This window comes from Shimia gijangensis, from assembly GCF_900142085.1.
Classification (GTDB): Bacteria; Pseudomonadota; Alphaproteobacteria; order Rhodobacterales; family Rhodobacteraceae; genus Shimia; species Shimia gijangensis.
In genome coordinates, this window is the sequence record NZ_FQZQ01000016.1 from 1 (window position 1) to 18,773 (window position 18,773).

20 protein-coding genes and 1 tRNA gene are annotated in these 18,773 nt (G+C 54.2%); 11 read left to right on the plus strand and 10 right to left on the minus strand.

Translation table 11 applies throughout. The features are described from left to right. A partial coding sequence (locus BUC32_RS20815) for a hypothetical protein (protein ID WP_220387633.1) occupies window positions 1-205 on the plus strand: 205 nt, incomplete at its 5' end. A gap of 219 nt (window positions 206-424) precedes the next feature. Here BUC32_RS20815 and BUC32_RS13780 read toward each other — a convergent pair. The 6 genes from BUC32_RS13780 to BUC32_RS13805 all read right to left on the minus strand — a co-directional run bounded on the left by BUC32_RS13780 (window position 425) and on the right by BUC32_RS13805 (window position 4,903). Beyond that, window positions 425-703, minus strand: coding sequence for a DUF6455 family protein (locus BUC32_RS13780; protein WP_073253934.1), 279 nt, complete (start codon window positions 701-703; stop codon window positions 425-427). A 101-nt stretch (window positions 704-804) separates the two neighbouring features. Then, entirely contained in the window at window positions 805-1,401 is a 597-nt protein-coding gene (msrQ, locus tag BUC32_RS13785) for a protein-methionine-sulfoxide reductase heme-binding subunit MsrQ (protein WP_139280737.1), read from the minus strand. Next, window positions 1,401-2,177 carry a hypothetical protein gene (locus BUC32_RS20430; RefSeq protein WP_139280733.1) on the minus strand — a complete coding sequence of 259 codons (777 nt, stop codon included), beginning with the start codon at window positions 2,175-2,177 and terminating at the stop codon, window positions 1,401-1,403. Before BUC32_RS20430 ends, msrQ begins: the two co-directional genes overlap by 1 nt. Window positions 2,178-2,223: 46 nt before the next feature. After that, on the minus strand, window positions 2,224-2,430 hold the full coding sequence (locus tag BUC32_RS20970; protein WP_073253943.1) for a GDCCVxC domain-containing (seleno)protein: 207 nt from the start codon (window positions 2,428-2,430) through the stop codon (window positions 2,224-2,226). Continuing rightward, the gene (msrP, locus tag BUC32_RS13800; RefSeq protein ID WP_073253946.1) at window positions 2,430-3,335 is read right to left on the minus strand and encodes a protein-methionine-sulfoxide reductase catalytic subunit MsrP; all 906 of its coding nucleotides are present in this window, start codon (window positions 3,333-3,335) and stop codon (window positions 2,430-2,432) included. The genes BUC32_RS20970 and msrP overlap by 1 nt, the downstream gene beginning before the upstream one ends. 68 nt (window positions 3,336-3,403) lie before the next feature. Next, complete coding sequence (locus tag BUC32_RS13805; protein WP_139280738.1) at window positions 3,404-4,903, minus strand: FMN-binding glutamate synthase family protein; 1,500 nt, start codon at window positions 4,901-4,903, stop codon at window positions 3,404-3,406. Window positions 4,904-5,023: 120 nt separating this feature from the next. Between BUC32_RS13805 and BUC32_RS13810 the strand changes: the two genes are divergently transcribed. The 4 genes from BUC32_RS13810 (at window position 5,024) to BUC32_RS13825 (ending at window position 9,278) form a co-directional block, all read left to right on the plus strand. After that, complete coding sequence (locus BUC32_RS13810; RefSeq protein ID WP_073253948.1) at window positions 5,024-5,464, plus strand: DUF302 domain-containing protein; 441 nt, start codon at window positions 5,024-5,026, stop codon at window positions 5,462-5,464. Between the two features lie 281 nt (window positions 5,465-5,745). Then, window positions 5,746-7,239, plus strand: a complete 1,494-nt coding sequence (locus tag BUC32_RS13815; protein WP_073253951.1) for a 4Fe-4S cluster-binding domain-containing protein — start codon at window positions 5,746-5,748, stop codon at window positions 7,237-7,239. 472 nt (window positions 7,240-7,711) lie between these two features. Beyond that, window positions 7,712-8,092: a hypothetical protein gene (locus BUC32_RS13820; protein ID WP_245815187.1), complete on the plus strand. Its 381-nt coding sequence runs from the start codon at window positions 7,712-7,714 to the stop codon at window positions 8,090-8,092. Continuing rightward, window positions 8,085-9,278: an HlyD family secretion protein gene (locus BUC32_RS13825; protein ID WP_073253956.1), complete on the plus strand. Its 1,194-nt coding sequence runs from the start codon at window positions 8,085-8,087 to the stop codon at window positions 9,276-9,278. The genes BUC32_RS13820 and BUC32_RS13825 overlap by 8 nt, the downstream gene beginning before the upstream one ends. Before the next feature lie 110 nt (window positions 9,279-9,388). On the opposite strand, the gene clpB is transcribed toward BUC32_RS13825, so the two are convergent. Beyond that, window positions 9,389-12,004 (minus strand): ATP-dependent chaperone ClpB, encoded by a 2,616-nt coding sequence (clpB, locus tag BUC32_RS13830; RefSeq protein ID WP_073253959.1) that lies wholly within the window; start codon window positions 12,002-12,004, stop codon window positions 9,389-9,391. A 208-nt stretch (window positions 12,005-12,212) separates the two neighbouring features. Between clpB and BUC32_RS13835 the strand changes: the two genes are divergently transcribed. The 3 genes from BUC32_RS13835 to pyrF are packed head-to-tail and all read left to right on the plus strand — an operon-like array spanning window position 12,213 to window position 13,980. After that, a complete protein-coding gene (locus BUC32_RS13835; protein ID WP_139280734.1) occupies window positions 12,213-12,476 on the plus strand; it encodes a hypothetical protein in 264 nt (87 codons plus the stop codon). A 43-nt stretch (window positions 12,477-12,519) separates the two neighbouring features. Continuing rightward, window positions 12,520-13,221: a methyltransferase gene (locus BUC32_RS13840; RefSeq protein ID WP_073253964.1), complete on the plus strand. Its 702-nt coding sequence runs from the start codon at window positions 12,520-12,522 to the stop codon at window positions 13,219-13,221. Between the two features lie 60 nt (window positions 13,222-13,281). Continuing rightward, window positions 13,282-13,980: an orotidine-5'-phosphate decarboxylase gene (gene pyrF, locus BUC32_RS13845; RefSeq protein WP_073253967.1), complete on the plus strand. Its 699-nt coding sequence runs from the start codon at window positions 13,282-13,284 to the stop codon at window positions 13,978-13,980. Between the two features lie 108 nt (window positions 13,981-14,088). On the opposite strand, the gene BUC32_RS13850 is transcribed toward pyrF, so the two are convergent. Then, complete coding sequence (locus tag BUC32_RS13850; RefSeq protein WP_073254167.1) at window positions 14,089-14,520, minus strand: NUDIX hydrolase; 432 nt, start codon at window positions 14,518-14,520, stop codon at window positions 14,089-14,091. Between the two features lie 28 nt (window positions 14,521-14,548). On the opposite strand from BUC32_RS13850, the gene BUC32_RS13855 reads away from it, so the two are divergent. Beyond that, window positions 14,549-15,802, plus strand: a complete 1,254-nt coding sequence (locus BUC32_RS13855; protein WP_073253968.1) for a DNA polymerase IV — start codon at window positions 14,549-14,551, stop codon at window positions 15,800-15,802. Window positions 15,803-15,804: 2 nt separating this feature from the next. Here the strand turns inward: BUC32_RS13855 and BUC32_RS13860 are convergent, their stop codons facing one another. Beyond that, window positions 15,805-16,665 carry an N-formylglutamate amidohydrolase gene (locus BUC32_RS13860; protein WP_073253971.1) on the minus strand — a complete coding sequence of 287 codons (861 nt, stop codon included), beginning with the start codon at window positions 16,663-16,665 and terminating at the stop codon, window positions 15,805-15,807. A 151-nt stretch (window positions 16,666-16,816) separates the two neighbouring features. Between BUC32_RS13860 and BUC32_RS13865 the strand changes: the two genes are divergently transcribed. Together BUC32_RS13865 and ykgO are read left to right on the plus strand one after the other, a co-directional pair. After that, window positions 16,817-16,891, plus strand: a tRNA-Val gene (locus BUC32_RS13865). Window positions 16,892-16,963: 72 nt separating this feature from the next. Then, the gene (ykgO, locus tag BUC32_RS13870) at window positions 16,964-17,089 is read left to right on the plus strand and encodes a type B 50S ribosomal protein L36 (RefSeq protein ID WP_008562923.1); all 126 of its coding nucleotides are present in this window, start codon (window positions 16,964-16,966) and stop codon (window positions 17,087-17,089) included. An 85-nt stretch (window positions 17,090-17,174) separates the two neighbouring features. Here ykgO and BUC32_RS13875 read toward each other — a convergent pair whose 3' ends face one another. After that, complete coding sequence (locus tag BUC32_RS13875; RefSeq protein WP_073253974.1) at window positions 17,175-18,614, minus strand: peptidoglycan-binding protein; 1,440 nt, start codon at window positions 18,612-18,614, stop codon at window positions 17,175-17,177. Window positions 18,615-18,773: the final 159 nt, after the last annotated feature.

Genomic DNA, 18,773 nt, shown 5'->3' on the forward strand with positions numbered 1-18,773 from the left:
CCCGTTTGGCGCCCCGTTAGTGCATCTCTGCGCTGCCGGTGAAGTGGGTTCTAGAGTTATCAAACCAAACCCGCAAGCGCTTTTTGCAGAAAAATGCGTTTTTTTTCATTTTTCCGATTTTCCCATGTTTTTTAGTAGCTTAGGTCAGTCTCATTTCAAAAATGCCCTGCCAAACGAAATAAAATTACCTACTGAACAGTGCTGAATGTGCAGTTGCAGCATTTTTCCACAGACATTCCCACATCTGGATTGGATTCTGTGGGTTTTCACCGCGTGATTTGGTGCGAATCCGGTTTCGGGCGTGAATTAGTTTGTCTGCAGATGACATTCCACGCCCGATCTACAAAGAATCAGATTCATCAAAGCCTGTCTTTTTCAGCGACCCGCACATCAATGGATCTGACGGCTGTTTAAGCCAAATCTCTCAGTCGCTTTTGGCGGTAGACCGCGCCAGGTGCATAAGAACCTTTCGATTGCAGCAATAGGATGGTGGTTGTTCGCTGTCTGCCGTTTGAGGTTGCGACAAGATCGAAACACAGTCAGCAGATTCTCCGCAGGCCGAACATTTCTCCATCATACGCTCAATCGTAAAAGGACTGATGCCCAGTTCGTCCTGACACTGAGTGAGGTCAATGCCCATATGCTCGGCCATTCGTTCCATGAGGCCAATATATCCCTTTGGCTTTTTCACATCTTTCATCATTCAGGGTCCACATTGCCGAAGGCCGTCAGGAGAATCCCGGACAGGCGTTGTACAATGTATAGATCGATTTCGTTAACGCCGCGTTCCCCCGTCGCCGCCAATCAGGCAACCTTTCGAAAGGCTCGGGGGCGGATACGAAGAGCCAGAACGCAAACAGTCACTCCCATGTATATGAGGGGCTCAATCTGAAACCCTTTCACCAGCATCACAAAATGCAACGCACCTAACAAGGTGGCGGCGTAAGTCAGCTTGTGCAGGCGGTGCCAAGTCCGCCCCAGACGCCGAATGGACAGGTTGTTGGACGTCACGGCCAATGGGATCAGTAACACGAACCCGGCCATTCCAATCGTCACATAGGGACGCTTAAGGATATCAGCCAGTATTTGGGAGGCGATCTGCACATCCAGAACAAGCCAAACCAAAAGATGCAGGCATATATATGTAAACGCCAGCAATCCGATTGCGCGGCGAAAGCGCAACAAGTTTACTCCTGCGTGTCGTCGCAAAGGTGTAATACAAAGACCAGCAATCAAGAGCTGCAAACCAGCCTCGCCCAGCGCGTGCTCCATCTCTTTGACCGGATCAACCCCAAGGCCGCCCGTCAGGCCCTGCCAAAGAAGCCAAGCCGGATACAGAGCGCCGACAACATACAGGGGCCATGTCGGCAGTTTCTTGGCAGCTTGGTTCAAATAGGCAATCACGAATTGTTAACCTTTAAGGCAGTCTCAAAAGCAATTCTTCCCTGTCCGGCCTGAATTCTGCCCAGAACCAAATCCATAGTCGGAGACCAGGAACACAATCTGTTCCATATTTTAAAACCGACCACTTTGGATTTGTTAGCATGATCATTGAACAATCTCTTTTTCCCCTTTTGGCTTCTGTTGGCTGCTCTGTTTTTTTGACCCATGGAATCGTGCGATGGCGCAACGCTAGGGAAGGCAGCACAAACCTTGCGCCAGAATTCAGTTTTCAGGATACAGGTCAGGATACGGGCCTGAGCGCGCTGGCGTCCCTGTTCAGCAATGCGCCCATTGATCTTGGTCACGGCAGAACCGAACTGCGCCCGGCATGGAGTCTTCGCCTGTTGGCGCCATTGGTGGCCTTCTTCATATTGGCTATCACTGACCTGAGCCCAATTTGGAATGCATTGGGGCTCCACTCGACAATGGTCCATCTCTGTATCTACACCGGGGTCGGGATGGTATTGGGACATATCTGGTTCACGCTGCTGTTCGTGCAGCGGGTTGTTTTTGACGACGCCTATGTAACATGCCAGGGGATTGGCTTGCGCAGACGCACACGACGGCTGGACGATTTGACTGGCGTTCACTGGCCCAATCGCCGCGCCGCATCTGTTTTGACCTTTGCTGAACAAGAAGATCTGCATATCCCGAGGTTTCTGTCTCACCAGGATTTCTTTGTTAAGGTAATGGAGGATATCGCCGAAACCAATATGAACAATGGCGCCATTCATCCCCTGCCCCGCTGGCAGGAAAGGCTGAGCGCCTAGGTCAACCACCTTAGCCACAACAGGCCTGTCCATCTTGTATCGGTGGGCAGGGCACCGTTCCGTAAGAGCAAAACACACAACAGTCACCCTTTTGAGGCTTGAGCACTTCGTGGCAGCCCGGACATTCCAGAAACCACTGGCAAGCATCGGTCGGCATCTCGAAAACTTCAGTGTGCTTGCAGTGAGGACAAGTCAGCGTGCTTTGTGTCTCAGCCATCAGAAATTCCTTTTCAAATCCATGCCCTCATACAGTTTTGCAACGTCGGCCTCATAGCCATTAAACAAAAGCGTTGGTTTACGCTTGGCGAACAAGCCGCCTCCAATGGTCCGCTCAGTTGCCTGCGACCAGCGTGGGTGATCCACGTTAGGATTCACATTGCTGTAAAATCCGTATTCCCGGCTAATGAGTTTGTTCCAGCTGGTGGGTGGCTCGCGATCGGTCAGGGTGACGCGCACGATCGATTTGATCGACTTAAAACCATATTTCCACGGCACCACAAGGCGGATCGGAGCCCCATTCTGGTTCGGAATCGGTTTGCCGTAGATACCGGTCGCCATAAGGGTCAGTGGATGCATGGCTTCATCCAGACGCAGGCCCTCGACATATGGCCAGTCAATCACTGGTCGTTTTTGCCCGGGCATTTCCTCCGGGCGCATCAGAGTTTCAAAGGCAACGTATTTTGCGCCCTCTTGGATGCCAGCCATTTGCAAAAGATCGGCCAACTCAAACCCGTTCCACGGAACGACCATTGACCAGGCTTCAACACAACGGAACCGATAGATGCGTTCTTCAGTGGTCATTTTCGACAGGATATCACCCAGCGCATACTCACCGGGATTATCGACCATGCCGTCAATCTTGATGGTCCAGGGATCTGTCGTCAGCTTGTGAGCGTGTTTTGCAGGGTCGTCTTTGGACGTGCCAAATTCATAGAAGTTGTTGTAGCGGGTAATCGTGTCCCAATCATTCGGCTTTAACTTGCCTGCCGCATTGGCTTCGCCACCCATCACTCCCGCCAGGCCCAATCCTGCAATTCCCGCCATAATTTGACGTCGATTAAGGTACTGCGACTGAGGTGTCACATCATCATGGGTCAGATCATTGGTCCAGCGTTTGGCCATCGGTGTCTCCTGCGTGTCCGTTCAGACCGATCTAACGCTTGAAGTATCACGGGCCAAACCACGAAACCTCACGATGACGTGGGTGGATTGTAACTTGGGAACGTCTTGTTCATCGGAACCGAGCGACCATTGGGCTGAACAATACGCACATGGCGGCGGCGCAAGAGGCGCGGTTCACTGACCCCGACGGAGTGGGCGATGGTCTCTACCTCTTTGACGATCCCTTGTGCGTAGCGTGCGACGCGCTTGTATTTGCTGTCCACCACCAGGCCTTTCTGAAAACGCGGATCATGTGTCGTGATCCCCGTTGGACAGGTGTTCTTGTTGCACTTCAGCGCCTGTATGCAACCCAAAGCAAACATGAATCCGCGCGCCGAAACCACGAAGTCAGCCCCAGCTGCCAAGGCCCAGGCAATGTCACCCGGATTGACCAGCTTACCCGAAGCAATCAGCCGGATACGGTCCCGCAATTCATATTCATCCCTTAGATCGACCACCATCGGCAAGGCTTCTCGCACTGGCATGCCCACCAGATCGATCAAGGGCATTGGCGCGGCACCGGTGCCGCCTTCGCCGCCGTCTACTGTGATGAAATCAGGAGCGGCGCCTGATCCACGTCGCCGAATGGTTTCAAACAATTCGCGGAGAGATTCCTCGGCCCCTACCACAGTCTTGATGCCGACAGGTTTGCCCGTCACTTCGCGGATGTGACACAACATGTCGAGCAGATGATCAAAGTTGTCGATCTCTCTGTGGCGGTTGGGCGAAATCCCGTCCTGCCCAATCTGAAGCCCACGAATTTCTGCAATCTCTTTGGTGACTTTCTCACCCGGAAGAATGCCACCTTTGCCCGGCTTGGCCCCTTGCGCCATCTTGAGTTCAAACATACGGATCTGCTCGTGCGCGGCGACATTGCGAAGCTTTTCATCGCTGAGGCCCCCATTTTCATCGCGGACTCCAAATTTGGCGGTCCCAATCTGAAACACCAGGTCGCATCCACCTTCTAAGTGGAACGGTGACACACCCCCCTCGCCTGTGTTCATCCAGATGCCTGCCTCTTTTGCACCCTTAGACAAGGCCTGCACTGCGGGCTTAGACAGGGCGCCATAGCTCATGCCCGAAATGTTAAAGATTGAGGGTGCCATGTATGGAGTCCGGGCTGTCGGGCCGATCAACAACGGCTTGATCGCGGCAAACTCATCGTCCAATGGCGGAAAAGGATCGTTAACAAAGATCGGTGTGCCGACCACGTTCAGATTGCGGGTCGATCCAAAAGCCACTGTGTTGCTCTTGCCTTCTCCGGCCCGATTCACCCATTCCCTTTGGGCACGGTTGAACGGCAGTTCTTCGCGATCCATCGCAAAGAAGTATTGGCGAAAAAATTCGCCTAGCTCACTGAAAATATGGCGAAACCGTCCGATCAGAGGATAGTTTCTTCTGATCGCATCGCCAGTTTGCAAACGGTCGGCGATAAACAAACCAATACCAACCAAAATCAGTATCCCGATAACGACGACAAAGAGAACGCTTACAACTTGTACGACGCCATAGGCGTCTTCCATTGACATATTCATATATTTGCCTCTCTGTTGACTTGTATCAATGCACCACGCGACCACCCCAATAATGTGTGTTCACTTGTGCCAAGCTGCAAGTCACATCGCAGCAAACTTTTCGGGAGGATTGAAATGAAGACGTTTTTGCTGGCCGCAGGCCTCGCGCTGACCACCTCGTTTGCCGCGGTGGCAGACACTGCTGTGACCTATTCGGTTGATCAGGATTTTGACGATGTCACTTTTGGTCTGGAAAGCGCCATTACAGACAAAGGCTTAGTCATCGATGCCGTGAGCCATGTCGGCGCGATGTTGGAACGCACCAAGGAAGACGTCGGATCGGACGTCACCATTTTTGAGCGCGCAGAAGTCTATAGCTTCTGTTCCGCCAGCATTTCCCGCAAGGTGATGGAAGCCGATCCAATGAACCTTCAGTTCTGCCCCTATGGCATTTTCGTGATGCAGAAACCGGGCGAAGACATGACCACCATCGGCTATCGGGTGATGCCCGAAGGTGTGATGAAAGAGGTCGAAGCGATGCTCGACGAGATCGTCCAAGAGGCGATTGGCGAATAAGCGGGCACCGGATGTGTGCGCTCGGACCAAAGGCCACCGACTTAGAGGCTGATTGAAAAACAGCCGACGAAATCAATTCGGATTTTTGGGTGGACGATCTTCTGGACCGGGCTGTCGAAGCAGTTCTTTTTGACAGAATAACACGGCTTCACTCACCCAATGCTCAAAACCATCGCAGAACGCTGACCTTGCAGAAGTTTCATAGCTGGCAATAATGGGGCGATAGTATCGGGCCATTTTGTATTCTGGCTAACACATTTGCATTGCGACGCGGGGCCCATTTGGATTGTCACTCTAACCACAGTGTTTTTCTGCGCGCGAATGGATCACTTGCTTGTTGGGATGACGCCGGCAGCAAGCTCACGCTCAAATCTTTCGACCCGGAAGTGGACATCTCCAAAGACATTGTTTTTGGAGATGTCTTCTCTGCGATTCGCGGCAGCCTAAAAGCAGGGGATATGCCTTTTCCTGACTATTGTCGGGACTGCATGATTCTGGCCAGCGGCGCCTGCTTTAATCCTCGATGGCAGGAGAATAAGGAGATTCTCATTTTTCAGGTCGAAGCGTCAATTGCCTGTACCCTGGAATGCCCTGGATGCATGACTTTTGCCGAGCGCAGGTCCCGACATGGAAAGCTCGGGCATCTCGATATCAAGATCTTCGAAAAGTACCTGGCAGACTTCAAGGCAGACGAGGTCACGATCCGAACGATTGACTTTCAGGGACATGGCGAACCGCTGTTGAACCGCGATGTTTGGAAGATGGCAAGTCTGGCAAAGTCATATTTCCCCGATGCAAATATTTCCATGTGTACTGCTGCTCATGGAAAATTCGACCAGAGCCAGGTCCATTCTGGGATCGACGAGATGATGTTCGCGATTGACGGTGTTGATCAGAAGAGTTTCGAGCCGAACCGAGTTCGAGGCGACTTTGGAAAAGCCTTTGGTTTCATGAAGTCTTTCTGCCAGGCCTCTACTAAAGAAGGCAGGAACATTAAGACTGTTTGGAAGTACATCCTTTTCGACTGCAACAGCAGCCCCGAACAGCTTGTCAAAGCCCAACATCTGGCGGCTGCAGCGGGTGTTCAGGAACTTATGTTCGTGAACACCCAGCTTGGACTAAAACTTTCAAAAATTTTCACTCTGAGCCAGATTCCGAAAGTCGATAATGGGGTGAAAATCCATGTGTCAGACTATCTGAGCAATTTCCACGACATCCAACACAGCATCGACAAGTCCCGCTTTGCGATGTTGCAAAACGATTCCGTCGCCGCTTGTGCGCATCTGGAGTTTGCCACCAACATGCTCCGGCGGCGATTTGAGTGTATTGAGCCTCGGGACACTCTTGCCGAAGATTATCAGGCACTTGTTTACGAAATACTGGATTTGCTCAGCAACGTGTTGATCGAATCCAAAACCAGAACAACAATAGAGGGCGGCCTGCATGCCATTCAAGGCAAGCTTGTCATGGGGGCTATTGCCGCCAAGAACTTTATCATCCACTGGAAAACAGAAGAAATTGCGCGCCTCAACGTTCGACTCGCCCAACAGTTCAACATTGGATTAACCGAGAGAGTACAGTCCAAGGTGAAACAGAAGATTCTCAAGCTTGAAGAAAGATTTCGCCTCGGCAACCTGTCACAGAAAAATCACGTTATTCGGCTGCAAACAGTTGAGGTTCATCGGCTGGCAAGCTTACTGAACCAGCAACCCAGCCGCGATGTCTCCATGATGAAAGACCCGGCGAAAACAGCACCACCATCGGGTGCCGTGTAATGCCCCAAGGCGTGATGAATGAGATCGAAGCAATGCTCGAGGAGATCGTCAAAGGGGCGATTAGTGAACACGCGCACTTTCCTGCCAAATCGGGAAAATGACCGGTTTGTACAAAAGTTTTTGGGCGAATAACCGGTTTGTACAAAATTCTCTGTTAAGGTTTTGGTAATAAACCAACCTCATGAGGGCGAGTTTTTTGGCGATTGCGTGGTGAGGCCATCGAAGTTTTTGGCGTCCGATTGGCGTTTTGGAATCATCTTGTATTGGAGATACCTTTGAGTGGTATCCAAGCGGGCGTGGTGGATTTTTGTTGCTCAGCAAAGTCCTTTTCAGCGGCTTTGCAAAAGTACTCACAACAACCCTTAACGTGGTATCGGTAGACGAGCGCGTATAGATTGGCTACTTTTTGTACCAATAATTCGAAGTACTACTGCAGATTTATGTAATTTTTGATTTGAGTATGAGATCCAAAATGACTGCTGAAACTGAACTCGCACAAGCGGACCCTAATTGGTTTGTTGCACCGGGAGACGGTGATTACTTTGCGCTCGTGGCCATAGCCTTTTTAATTGGGGCGCTTTACGGCTTGGTCGTTCTATATGCTGCATTCGACCGCTGGGCCGAGCATCAGGCTCATGGAACGCCTTTGGCAAAAACGATCCCAACGATGCTCGCCATTGCGCTTTTGTACGAAATTTTCCCTTTAAGTCATTTCCACATTCTGCTTCCACTCAGCGCCTTGTTGATCGCATTGATGGCAGACTGGTCGCGATTTCACCTAAATACCAAAACGGCTGTGGTTCGTGTGGACGAGCCAATAAAAGCTGAACCGGAGCAAGATCCAAGTGTTTGAACTCCTATTTACATCGTTCCCGGCCATTATCCGATACTTCCAGCTTAAACGCCGCGGTGAAAAGATGACCGTCTGGAACATGAAAACCGCTGTTTTCCTTTGGGCAATTTTGGCTTTCTGCCTGTTCCTGACAATTTTCTACTACCACCCCAAAACATATGCAGGGGTCGTGCCATTTCGAACAGTGTCTGTTGTATCCCAGACAACCGGTCCGGTCACCGAGATCAACGTCATCAACGGACAGGAGGTCAAAGCGGGTGATCTGTTGTTTCGGATTGAGGACAGTGCCCAGCAAGCAGCGCTCAAGCAGGCTCAGGCTGATCTGGCTTTGCTGGATGCAGAGCAGGCCAAAGCCAAAGACAACGAAATTGTCGCGCAGTCCGCTGTAGATGAAGCCGAAGCACAGCTGGCTCAGTTTCGTGATGATTTAAAGGATGCTCAGACGCTTTTGCAACGCGGTGCAGGCCGTGCGGATGATGTGCTTACACTGCAAACCTCGGTGTCTGCGACAGAGGCTGAATTGCGGGCGGTTCAGGCCCAACTTGACTTAGCCCGGATCGACATGAACGAGACAATTCCGGCCCAGATTGAATCAGCCAAAACCGCGATCGCTTCTGCACAGGTCGCGCTGGATTTCACTGAGGTTCGAAGCCTAGCCAACGGTCACGTGACTCAACTATCGCTTAGTGTGGGCAGCCCGGCCACGACATTAGTGCTACGGCCGGCAATGATTATTATCCCCGACAGGCCAGAAGATGTTCCCGTGCGCATCACTGCCGGGTTTTCTCAGGTGGCACGCAACACTTTGTACGACGGCATGCCCGCAGAGATCGCCTGTGAAAGCAATGCCAACCTTGGGTTCAAAAACTCGGTGATGCCGGCGCACGTTCTCAGAGTTCAACCAGCAATTGCCACAGGTCAGGTCGTACCTGATCCCCAACTGTTGGATATGGCCGCCGCAACTGCACGCGGGACAGTGCTGGTGTTTCTGGAATTGGTTCACGAGGAACACGAAGCCATGCTGCTTGATGGATCAGGCTGCATTGTTCAGACCTACACGAACAACATTCACGGCACAGTCGGCCATATTATTGGCGCGACAGGCGTGATCAAAGCGGTCGGTCTTCGCCTGAAAGTGCTCGGCTCGATCATGACTGGTGTTGGGCTGTTGGGTGGCGGGCACTAGGCTGAATCTACTTATTTTCCATGAAAATCAGAAGTTTATGGCTTTGAAGTACGAGAAAGCGCCGCCCTGAAAGAGCGGCGCCTTCTTATTCAGTCAATGGATTGATTGGGTCAGTGCACAACGGCATCATCCGGTTTCGGGCGGTCCGATGTTCCAACCCGGTCTCCGATGATCAGACCATCGGCACCGGCGGTCACGGGGACGGTGTCGCCGTCTTTGATGTCACCGGCCAGCAGCCCTTCGGCCATTGGGTTTTGCAGGGCGCGTTGGATGACCCGTTTCAAAGGGCGAGCCCCGAACACTGGATCATAGCCTTCATCGGCCAGCCATTTTTTGGCGTCCTCATCCAGTTCCAGATCAATCTTGCGACCCGCCAGACGAGCGCGCAAAAGGCCAAGTTGGATGTCGACGATGCCGTCCATATCCGCCCGCGCCAGACGATCAAAGATGATGGTTTCATCCAGACGGTTGAGGAACTCGGGTCGGAAATGGGCGCGCACGGCGTCCATCACGTCGCGCCGCGCATCCGAGGCATCGGCCCCTTCGGGCAGTTGTGACAAGGCCTGCGCGCCAAGGTTCGACGTCAGGATGATCAGCGTCTGTTTAAAGTCCACGGTGCGGCCCTGACCATCGGTCAGCACGCCATCATCCAGCACTTGCAACAACACGTTAAAGACATCCGGGTGCGCCTTTTCAACCTCGTCAAACAGCACCACCTGATAAGGGCGACGACGCACAGCTTCGGTCAGAACACCGCCCTCGTCATAGCCCACATAGCCGGGAGGCGCGCCGATCAGACGCGCGACCGAGTGTTTCTCCATGAATTCGGACATATCCACGCGCACCATGGCGCTGTCGTCGTCAAACAGGAACTCGGCCACGGCTTTGGTCAGCTCGGTTTTACCTACACCCGTTGGCCCAAGGAACAGGAACGATCCCAATGGGCGGTTCTCGTCATTCAGGCCCGCGCGGGCACGGCGCACGGCGTTGGACACCGCGGTCACGGCGAGGTTCTGGCCGATCACACGCGCATGCAGATCATCTTCCATCCGCAATAGCTTCTCGCGTTCACCTTCGAGCATTTTCGAGGTGGGGATGCCGGTCCAGCGTTCGACGACCAAAGCGATCTGTTCAGGGCGCACGGCCTCTTCAATGACCATCTCGGCACCGGCCTTTTCGGCCTCTTCAAGTTTGGCTTCGAGACCGGGGATCACGCCATAAGACAACTCACCTGCTTTGGCGAGATTGCCCTCGCGCTTGGCGATATCCAGTTCGGCGCGGGCCTGATCCAGTTGTTCTTTCAGGTCACGCGCGGACGCGAGTTTATCGCGGCCTGCCTGCCACTGAGCAGTCATCTCCGATGACTTGTCTTGCAGGTCAGCAAGGTCCTTTTGCAGGGTTTCCAGGCGGTCCTTGGACGCCGCATCATCCTCGAGCTTCAGCGCCTCTTCTTCGATCTGCAATTGCAGGATCTGACGGTCGAGGGCATCCAGTTCTTCGGGTTTGCTGTCCACTTCCATGCGCAAACGGCTGGCCGCCTCATCGACAAGGTCGATGGCCTTATCGGGCAGAAAGCGGTCGGTAATATACCTGTGCGACAAGGTCGACGCCGCAACCAGCGCAGAGTCAGAGATACGCACCCCGTGGTGCAGCTCGTACTTTTCTTTGATGCCGCGCAGGATCGAAATGGTGTCTTCGACTGTGGGTTCTTCGATCACCACAGGCTGGAAACGACGCGCCAGAGCGGCATCTTTTTCAACGTATTTGCGATACTCATCCAAGGTGGTCGCACCAATACAGTGCAACTCGCCCCGGGCCAGCGCCGGTTTGATAAGGTTGGCCGCATCCATCGCGCCTTCGGACTTGCCTGCGCCCACAAGCGTGTGCATCTCATCAATGAACAACAGTATTTCACCAGCCGCTTCGGTCACTTCGGTTAGCACGGCCTTGAGACGCTCTTCGAACTCACCGCGGTATTTCGCGCCAGCGATCAGCGCGCCCATGTCCAGCGCCATCAGTTTCTTGTTGCGCAAGGATTCCGGCACGTCGCCGTTGATGATACGCAAGGCCATGCCCTCGGCGATGGCGGTTTTACCGACACCGGGTTCGCCAATCAGAACCGGGTTATTTTTTGTACGACGTGACAGAACCTGCATGGCGCGGCGAATTTCATCGTCACGGCCAATGATAGGGTCAATCTTGCCTTCGGCGGCCGCATCCGTCAGGTCGCGGGCGTATTTCTTCAGCGCGTCATAACCTTCTTCAGCCGATGCCGAGTCGGCGGTGCGGCCTTTGCGGATGTCGTTGATGGCTGCATTGAGCGCCTGAGCGTTCACGGCCCCGGCGATCAGCGCGTCCTTGGCTTTGGATTTCACCATGACCAGCGCCATCAGAATGCGCTCAACCGGCACAAAGCTGTCGCCCGCTTTCTTGGCGATGGTTTCGGCTTCGGCCAGAACTTTGCCTGTGGCGCTGTCCAAATAAACCTGACTGGCATCGCCGCTGACTTTGGGCAATTTGGCCACGGCAGCATCAACGGCCTCGCGCACACGCTCAGGCGCGCCACCGGCGCGTTTTATCAGGTTGGCGGCCAGCCCCTGATCGTCATCCATCAATGCCTTAAGAATATGTTCGGGTGCCATCCTCTGATGGCTTTCACGCATTGCAATGGTCTGAGCAGCCTGAACAAAGCCGCGCGACCGTTCCGTGAACTTGCTAAGGTCCATGGGTATTCTCCTTCTATAAGCGCCCGGATTGATCGACGCCCGCTATGCGGCGCGCCAGTGATTGGGCCTTGGCGTAAATGTGGCAATTACAGTTCGTTCGTTCAAGGACATGGATCAAAGAAAGCCCAAATACCGGTATCAAAAAGCCATATTCTTCACGCACCCTTAACACAGGAAAAGATAGAAAACGGTCGCGAGTGAGGCAAAGATGTACGTAACGGACATAGAAGTAATTGAACTCCCTGAGCCACAGGAACGTTCTGCACAAATGGGCAGCGTGGTGTTCACCTCATACGAACGTCAGATTCAGGTGATGTGCAGCCTTCAGGGTGACGAAAACAATAGCCCCGCCAAGAAACGGCTATCGTTTGTACGCGATGCGCTTCGCCAGCTGAGCCGAATGCCGGAATTTCGCGGCGGGCGCGCAAAGTTGGAATTTGCCCCGCAATTGCTGCCCGAAGGGATCGGCTGACAGCAGGCTGGACAACGGCCCTAACAGGTTCCAGACTGCGGGCATGTCGACTTTATCAGATATCCGGGCGCGCTCGACCTGGCGGGACATTCTTGAAGGTCAGCCCCAGCATCTGGGTCTGATCATTTTACTGGCCGCCGGTGCCTGCACGCTGATGCAACCCTCGCCAAACGACACCCGTCTTCTGGGCCTTGAGGGGCGTCAATGGGCGATGGTTTCGGTTTGGCTGGCGATCATCCATCAGGTGATCGTCGCCTTTGTCTTTCGTATGCAGCTGCACAGAAATTTGCTGAGCAGGATACGCGGCGAAAACGATATCAAAACATGGACCCTACTCTTTATCCCCTTGCTGGTGGCCCGGCCGATCACCGTCATCATGACAGGCTGGGCCGATGATGTGCCCATTGGCCTGCCCAGATCCGTTGAATGGGTGGTGGGCGCAGTTTTGGTGGCAGTGGCCATCATAACGATGCATTCGGTGATCAAACATTTCACCATCCGGCGCGCGGTGGGCGGCGATCACTTTCGTGACGAGATTGCGGCCATGCCCATGGTGCGGGAAGGCATGTTCAAATACACCGACAACGCGATGTATGGCGTGGTGTTTTTGGGGCTCTGGGGCATTGCCCTATTGTTTGACAGCTGGAATGCGCTGGTTCTGGCACTGTTCCAGAAAACCTATATCTGGGTGCATATGTATTGCACAGAAAAGCCGGATATGGAGTGGATTTACGGCAACCGCTAAGACTTGCGGGACCGCCTTAGGACCGGTAGAACGCCTAAGATTTCAGCCCCGGAGAATACCATGACAGCAGATGACCGCCTGATCGTCGCCCTTGACGTGCCCAATGCCCTTGAGGGGCTCAAGCTTGCCGAAACCATCGGTGATGCCGCATCCTTTTACAAAATTGGTCTGGGCATGCTGACAGGCGGCGGGCTGGCGTTGGCCAATGAGCTGAAGTCAGAACTGGGCAAACGGATTTTTCTGGATATGAAACTGTTTGATATCGGTGCCACGGTCGAAGCGGCTGTGCGTGGGCTGGCGCAGTTTGACCTGGATTTCCTGACCGTGCATGGCGATCCCTATGTGGTAAAAGCCGCCAAAGAAGGGGCCGCGGGCAAGGATTTGAAAATCCTTGGTGTGACCATCCTCACCTCGCTGGATCGGGCGGATCTGGATGGGGCCCTGATCAAACCGGGCGATATCAAGGATCTTGTACAGGAACGCGCAGGCAAAGCGTTTGAGGCCGGTGCCGACGGCGTGATCGCATCTCCCCAAGAAGCCGCAATGATCCGTGCCCTGCCCGAATCCAAAGGCCGTTTGATTGTGACGCCCGGCGTGCGTCCGGCAGGGGCCGCCTTGGGTGATCAGAAACGCGTTGCCACGCCGGCCAGCGCGATTTCGGACGGGGCCGACCACATTGTTGTGGGCCGCCCCATCTGGCAGGCCCAGAGCCCTCGTGCAGCGGCCGAGGCCATTGTCAGCGAGCTGGCGTCAGTTTAGGGGCCTTGCCCCCTGGGCCTGCGGCCCATTCCCCCAGAGTACTTCCGAGCGAGATGAAGCCCAACGCCAGGCTTCATCTTGCTCAAAATACTCCCGCTGGAGGCGGTCTTACGTCGCGGCCAGATAGTCGGCCAGCCGGGATTGAAATTGGGGAATGGCTTTGGGGTTTTTCAGATAGTGATGGGGGTCAACCAGCGCCCAGCGCTGGCCTTCGTCCCCAAGTTTGATGTCTTTTTCGGCAGTGGTTGGCAGGTGGGCAGCAAAGAACCAGAAAGCCAACCCTTTGCGCCAGTAGAGGCGACCCCAGCACAGTGAAGCCTGCGACACGACGAGGCCGAGTTCTTCGCGGGTTTCCCGCAAGGCGCAGGTGGGGCCGTTTTCAGAGCCTTCACGCCCGCCTCCGGGTAAATCCCAATGCGCAGGCCACGGAATGTCCACGCGATCATCACGCAGGATCGTTGCAAGCCGATCACCGATGAACAGCGCCAGTTTGGCGCCATGAAAGGCCGTGTCGTCATCTCCATCAATTGATATACTCATTGTCGAACCACCCTTCTTTGAGGCCATTATGCCTGCGTTATGCCGCGATTGCCTGACCCAATTTGACAGCACAGGACGTTGCCCGTCCTGTGGGTCGTTGCGCGTCACGCGCCATCCGGAGCTGTTTGATCTGACAATAGCGCATATGGATTGCGATGCCTTTTATGCCAGTGTGGAAAAGCGCGACAATCCTGAAGTCCGCGACAAGCCCGTCATCATTGGCGGCGGTAAACGCGGTGTGGTCTCTACCGCCTGTTATGTCGCGCGCATTCGGGGTGTGCGCTCGGCCATGCCGATGTTTCAGGCGTTAAAACTGTGCCCTGACGCAGTGGTGATCCGCCCGCGCATGTCGGTTTACGTCGAGGTTTCCCGCGAAATTCGCAAAATGATGGATGAGTTAACGCCGGATGTCGAACCCCTGTCGCTGGATGAGGCATTTATGGACTTAGGCGGCACGACCAAGCTACATGGTGCGCCGCCTGCTGTGATGTTGGCACGCTTGGTCAAGCGTATGAAGGATGAGCTGGGTCTCACCGGGTCAATTGGCCTGTCGCACAACAAGTTCCTGGCCAAGGTGGCATCGGACCTTGAAAAACCGCGTGGGTTTTCGGTGATTGGTAAAGCAGAAACAGCGGATTTCCTTCACGACAAACCTGTGCGGTTGATTTGGGGGATTGGACCCGTGGCGCAGGCGTCGCTGGACAAGGCTGGCATTCACACATTCAGCGACTTGTTGCGGTGGGAGCAGGACGATCTGACGGCCCGGTTTGGATCGATGGGATATCGGTTGTGGCATCTGGCGCGCGGTCAGGACCGGCGCAAGGTTTCGGCGAACGCACCGATGAAAAGCATCAGCAACGAGACCACGTTTTTTGAGGATACCGAAAGCATCGACATTCTGGATGGGCATATCTGGCGGTTGTCGGAAAAGGTTTCGGATCGCGCCAAGGCCAAGTCCAAGGCTGGCAGGGTCGTGACACTGAAACTCAAGCGCGCCAATCACAGCCTGATTTCCCGTCGCCTTGCATTGCGGGACGCCACACAGATGGCAGACACAATTTATCAGACAGCGCGTGGCTTATTCGATCAGGTGGGCAATCAGGGGCCTTATCGTCTCTTGGGTGTAGGGTTGGCTGATCTGGTGGCGGAAGACACCGGCGATTTGTCAGGAGATCTTTTAGACCCTCAGGCTGCTCAGCGGCGCAAGGCCGAGCGGGCGTCGGATACGATCCGGGGTAAATTTGGCGCTGATGCCATTCTGAAGGGCCGTGCGATGCGCTAGGCCTATTCGGCGGCCATCTCCTGGCGCGGTTTTCCGATCTCGATGATGTGTTTGATGACCCGGTCTATCAGCAATTGAAACGCCCCAAAATCGGCACGCGGTTCGATCCGGGCTTCATCCATGTACAGAGAACGATCGATCTCGATCTGGATCGCGTGCTGCTTGCGGACTGGCCGCCCGTAGTGCTGGGTGACATAAGCCCCGGCAAAGGGTGCATTTCGGGACACCCGCAAGCCTTCCAAAGCAAAGGCTGATTCAATTTCTTCAACAATGTAAGAGTCAGCAGACGCGCCGAAGCGATCCCCCAAAACCACATCGGGACGGGGCACTCCGGTTCTGACCAATGTATCCAATGCTTCGTGCGGCATTGAATGGCAATCGATCAGAATGGCCCGCCCAAAGGTCGCGCAGGTCTCATCCAGCAAAGATTGCAGCCGGTTATGGTAAGGACGCCAATAGGTTTCAATTCGATGATTCGCCTCTTCTTGGACCAGCTTGCCATTGTAAATCGCGCGACCGTTTGCGACCACCCGAGGGATCACACCAAGCCCCGAGGCGACCCGCGGGGTGATCGGGCGGCGGCGTAACCCCTGAATGAGTGCGGGATCCAATTCATCTGAAGATCGGTTGAAGTCTACAAAAGCCCGAGGTGCACCCGCCACAAGGAACGGCGAGCCGAATCGCGGCACTGACTGGAACAATCTGTCAACAAAAGCATCTTCGGAACTGCGAATCGTATGGGCGTTCAAAAGGGTGCGGCGCAAAAACCATTCAGGGTAATCACACCCGCTATGGGGTGAGGCAAAAACCACGGATGAGGTCTGGCTCGTGGGGCGTGACAAGGAATAGGCTTGCTTAGGCATATGGTCTCCTGAATACAGTAAATATAGTCTGAAAAATATCCTTGTCGAAAGCCCTTGAACCCAAAGCCGACTCCTTTTATAGACGCCGCTACCGGCGCGGTCATTCGCGCCCCCTTTTATTTGGGGGATGTGAGCTCGGGCTGGATATAGTGGGCGATTAGCTCAGCGGTAGAGCACTTCGTTGACATCGAAGGGGTCACAAGTTCGATCCTTGTATCGCCCACCATGAGATTCACTGTTCCCGGTTGGGAACATCCGTAACCCGGCGCAATGCGCGCCACGACAGATAGGATGGACGATGAAAGTTAAGAACTCGCTCCGCTCGCTGAAGAACCGGCACCGTGATTGCCGCGTGGTACGCCGCAAGGGCCGTGTCTACGTGATCAACAAGACGCAGCGCCGCTTTAAGGCACGTCAGGGTTAAGCCCCGACAATTGAAATTAAAAAAGGCCGCCTTTTCAGGCGGCTTTTTCTTTGGCATGTCTTTTCAACAGGATCAGAGACAAATCTTATTTGCTAAGCCTACGCACATTGTTCTTCGCCAGCGGGACATAACTGCTATGGGGATAATCCCTTAGGAACCGCTTGTATGCCTCTAACGTTCCGGTCTTGTGTGCTGCCTCCCAAGCCCGTTGATCCGCAGGTCGCGCATCACTTTGGGACGTATTTCTAAGTTCTCTCAGACGCCTGCGTGCATCTCGTTCAAAGCGGCCGTTGGGGAAACCATCAAGATAAGCGGCATAGCCGGATATCGAATCCTCTTCCTGAGCACGACGCCATGCTTTCATATCTTTTCGAGCAATCGCGTCACCACGAAGTTCCTCCAGACGTTTTCGAGCATCCGGCGCGCGCCGACTGTTAGGATAATCCCTCAGGAAAAGCGTGTATCCTGAGATTGTGTCGATCCGGCGCGCCTCTTTCCAGGCGACCTGATCGGCGGGCTGAGCGTCGTTCCTGGGCTTGTTGCGCTTTAACTCTTTGATCCGCTTTTGTGCATGGCGGACAAAATATCCCTCGGGAAAGCGGTCAATATAATCCCTGTAGGCTGCAATAGTGTCATCGGTCTGCGCCCGTCTCCACGCCCGCATTTCATGCGAGGTAACCGTGTCGTTCCGCAGTTCTTTCAGTCGCACACGGGCATCCCGTGCATGTTGGCTGTTCGGGAAGTTGCGCAGGTATTCTTCGTACCCTGCAATCGTGTCCCTTTGCCGTGCTTCGTTCCAAGCCACGATGTGAGCCGGTCGTGCATTGGGATTTGGTGTTTGCGGATCGATTTCGCGAAGCCGTGCATAAGCGTTGTTCGCATAGTGACCTCGGGGATATTCCTCGAGATACAGTCTGTAGGCGTGTGGAGTATCCACGTCGCGCACTTGTCGCCAAAATCTGCGCTCATCCGAACTGACTTGGGTATTCTGTGCCCGAATCTGATTTCGGGCGACGTCTGCGTGATATCCATTCGGGTATCGCTGAAGGTAACGGCGCATGCCCTCGATGTTCCCGTCGGCTGCGCCGGTTTCTGTCCAGAAATGCAGGTCTGCCACAAGATTGCTCGAAGACTGGCCACCACCGGGTTGGGCGCGAAGCGCAGCATCGTCGAGATCAAAAACCTGCTGGCGGGTCAGATACCCACTGACGGGATTCCCCGAACCGCGCTGCCAGGATGCAATTGCGTCACGTGTGCGCGCCCCAAACAGTCCATCTGCCGGGCCCGGATTGAACCCAAGTGATTGCAGGTTGCCCTGAATGGTGCGGCGGTCATTTCGACTTAGGCGCAGTGCGTCTTCTTGCCGGCGCGCTTCATAGGGGTTCACATATTGGGCCGGGATGGGGTGAAGCCCCACTTTGTCAAATCCTGCCCCACCAAAACTGGTGCCGACAGGAGCCGCGTTTGCGGTGTTTACGGCGGTCAATGAAAGACCCGCTGCGAGAATAAGACCTGTGTAGTGCATGTCGCCCTCTTACAAAGTTTGCGCTTGCTCGGAGATTGGAAGTCTATCGGCGTGTTATGCAATATCAAAGGGGAGTGATGCTCTATCACTCCCCTTTGTCAGGTTACGCAGGTCTTTGAATTATTTATACTTTATCGAAAATGGATTCGTTAAAGTATT

Bases quoted from the DNA above. Each gene is read 5' to 3' on its own strand.
- BUC32_RS13780 (WP_073253934.1), bottom strand. From the start codon at position 703: ATGATGAAAGATGTGAAAAAGCCAAAGGGATATATTGGCCTCATGGAA.
- BUC32_RS20430 (WP_139280733.1), bottom strand. From the start codon at position 2,177: ATGAATGGCGCCATTGTTCATATTGGTTTCGGCGATATCCTCCATTAC.
- BUC32_RS20970 (WP_073253943.1), bottom strand. From the start codon at position 2,430: ATGGCTGAGACACAAAGCACGCTGACTTGTCCTCACTGCAAGCACACT.
- msrP (WP_073253946.1), bottom strand. From the start codon at position 3,335: ATGGCCAAACGCTGGACCAATGATCTGACCCATGATGATGTGACACCT.
- BUC32_RS13805 (WP_139280738.1), bottom strand. From the start codon at position 4,903: ATGTCAATGGAAGACGCCTATGGCGTCGTACAAGTTGTAAGCGTTCTC.
- BUC32_RS13810 (WP_073253948.1), top strand. From the start codon at position 5,024: ATGAAGACGTTTTTGCTGGCCGCAGGCCTCGCGCTGACCACCTCGTTT.
- BUC32_RS13820 (WP_245815187.1), top strand. From the start codon at position 7,712: ATGACTGCTGAAACTGAACTCGCACAAGCGGACCCTAATTGGTTTGTT.
- clpB (WP_073253959.1), bottom strand. From the start codon at position 12,004: ATGGACCTTAGCAAGTTCACGGAACGGTCGCGCGGCTTTGTTCAGGCT.
- BUC32_RS13835 (WP_139280734.1), top strand. From the start codon at position 12,213: ATGTACGTAACGGACATAGAAGTAATTGAACTCCCTGAGCCACAGGAA.
- BUC32_RS13840 (WP_073253964.1), top strand. From the start codon at position 12,520: ATGTCGACTTTATCAGATATCCGGGCGCGCTCGACCTGGCGGGACATT.
- pyrF (WP_073253967.1), top strand. From the start codon at position 13,282: ATGACAGCAGATGACCGCCTGATCGTCGCCCTTGACGTGCCCAATGCC.
- BUC32_RS13850 (WP_073254167.1), bottom strand. From the start codon at position 14,520: ATGAGTATATCAATTGATGGAGATGACGACACGGCCTTTCATGGCGCC.
- BUC32_RS13855 (WP_073253968.1), top strand. From the start codon at position 14,549: ATGCCTGCGTTATGCCGCGATTGCCTGACCCAATTTGACAGCACAGGA.
- BUC32_RS13860 (WP_073253971.1), bottom strand. From the start codon at position 16,665: ATGCCTAAGCAAGCCTATTCCTTGTCACGCCCCACGAGCCAGACCTCA.
- ykgO (WP_008562923.1), top strand. From the start codon at position 16,964: ATGAAAGTTAAGAACTCGCTCCGCTCGCTGAAGAACCGGCACCGTGAT.
- BUC32_RS13875 (WP_073253974.1), bottom strand. From the start codon at position 18,614: ATGCACTACACAGGTCTTATTCTCGCAGCGGGTCTTTCATTGACCGCC.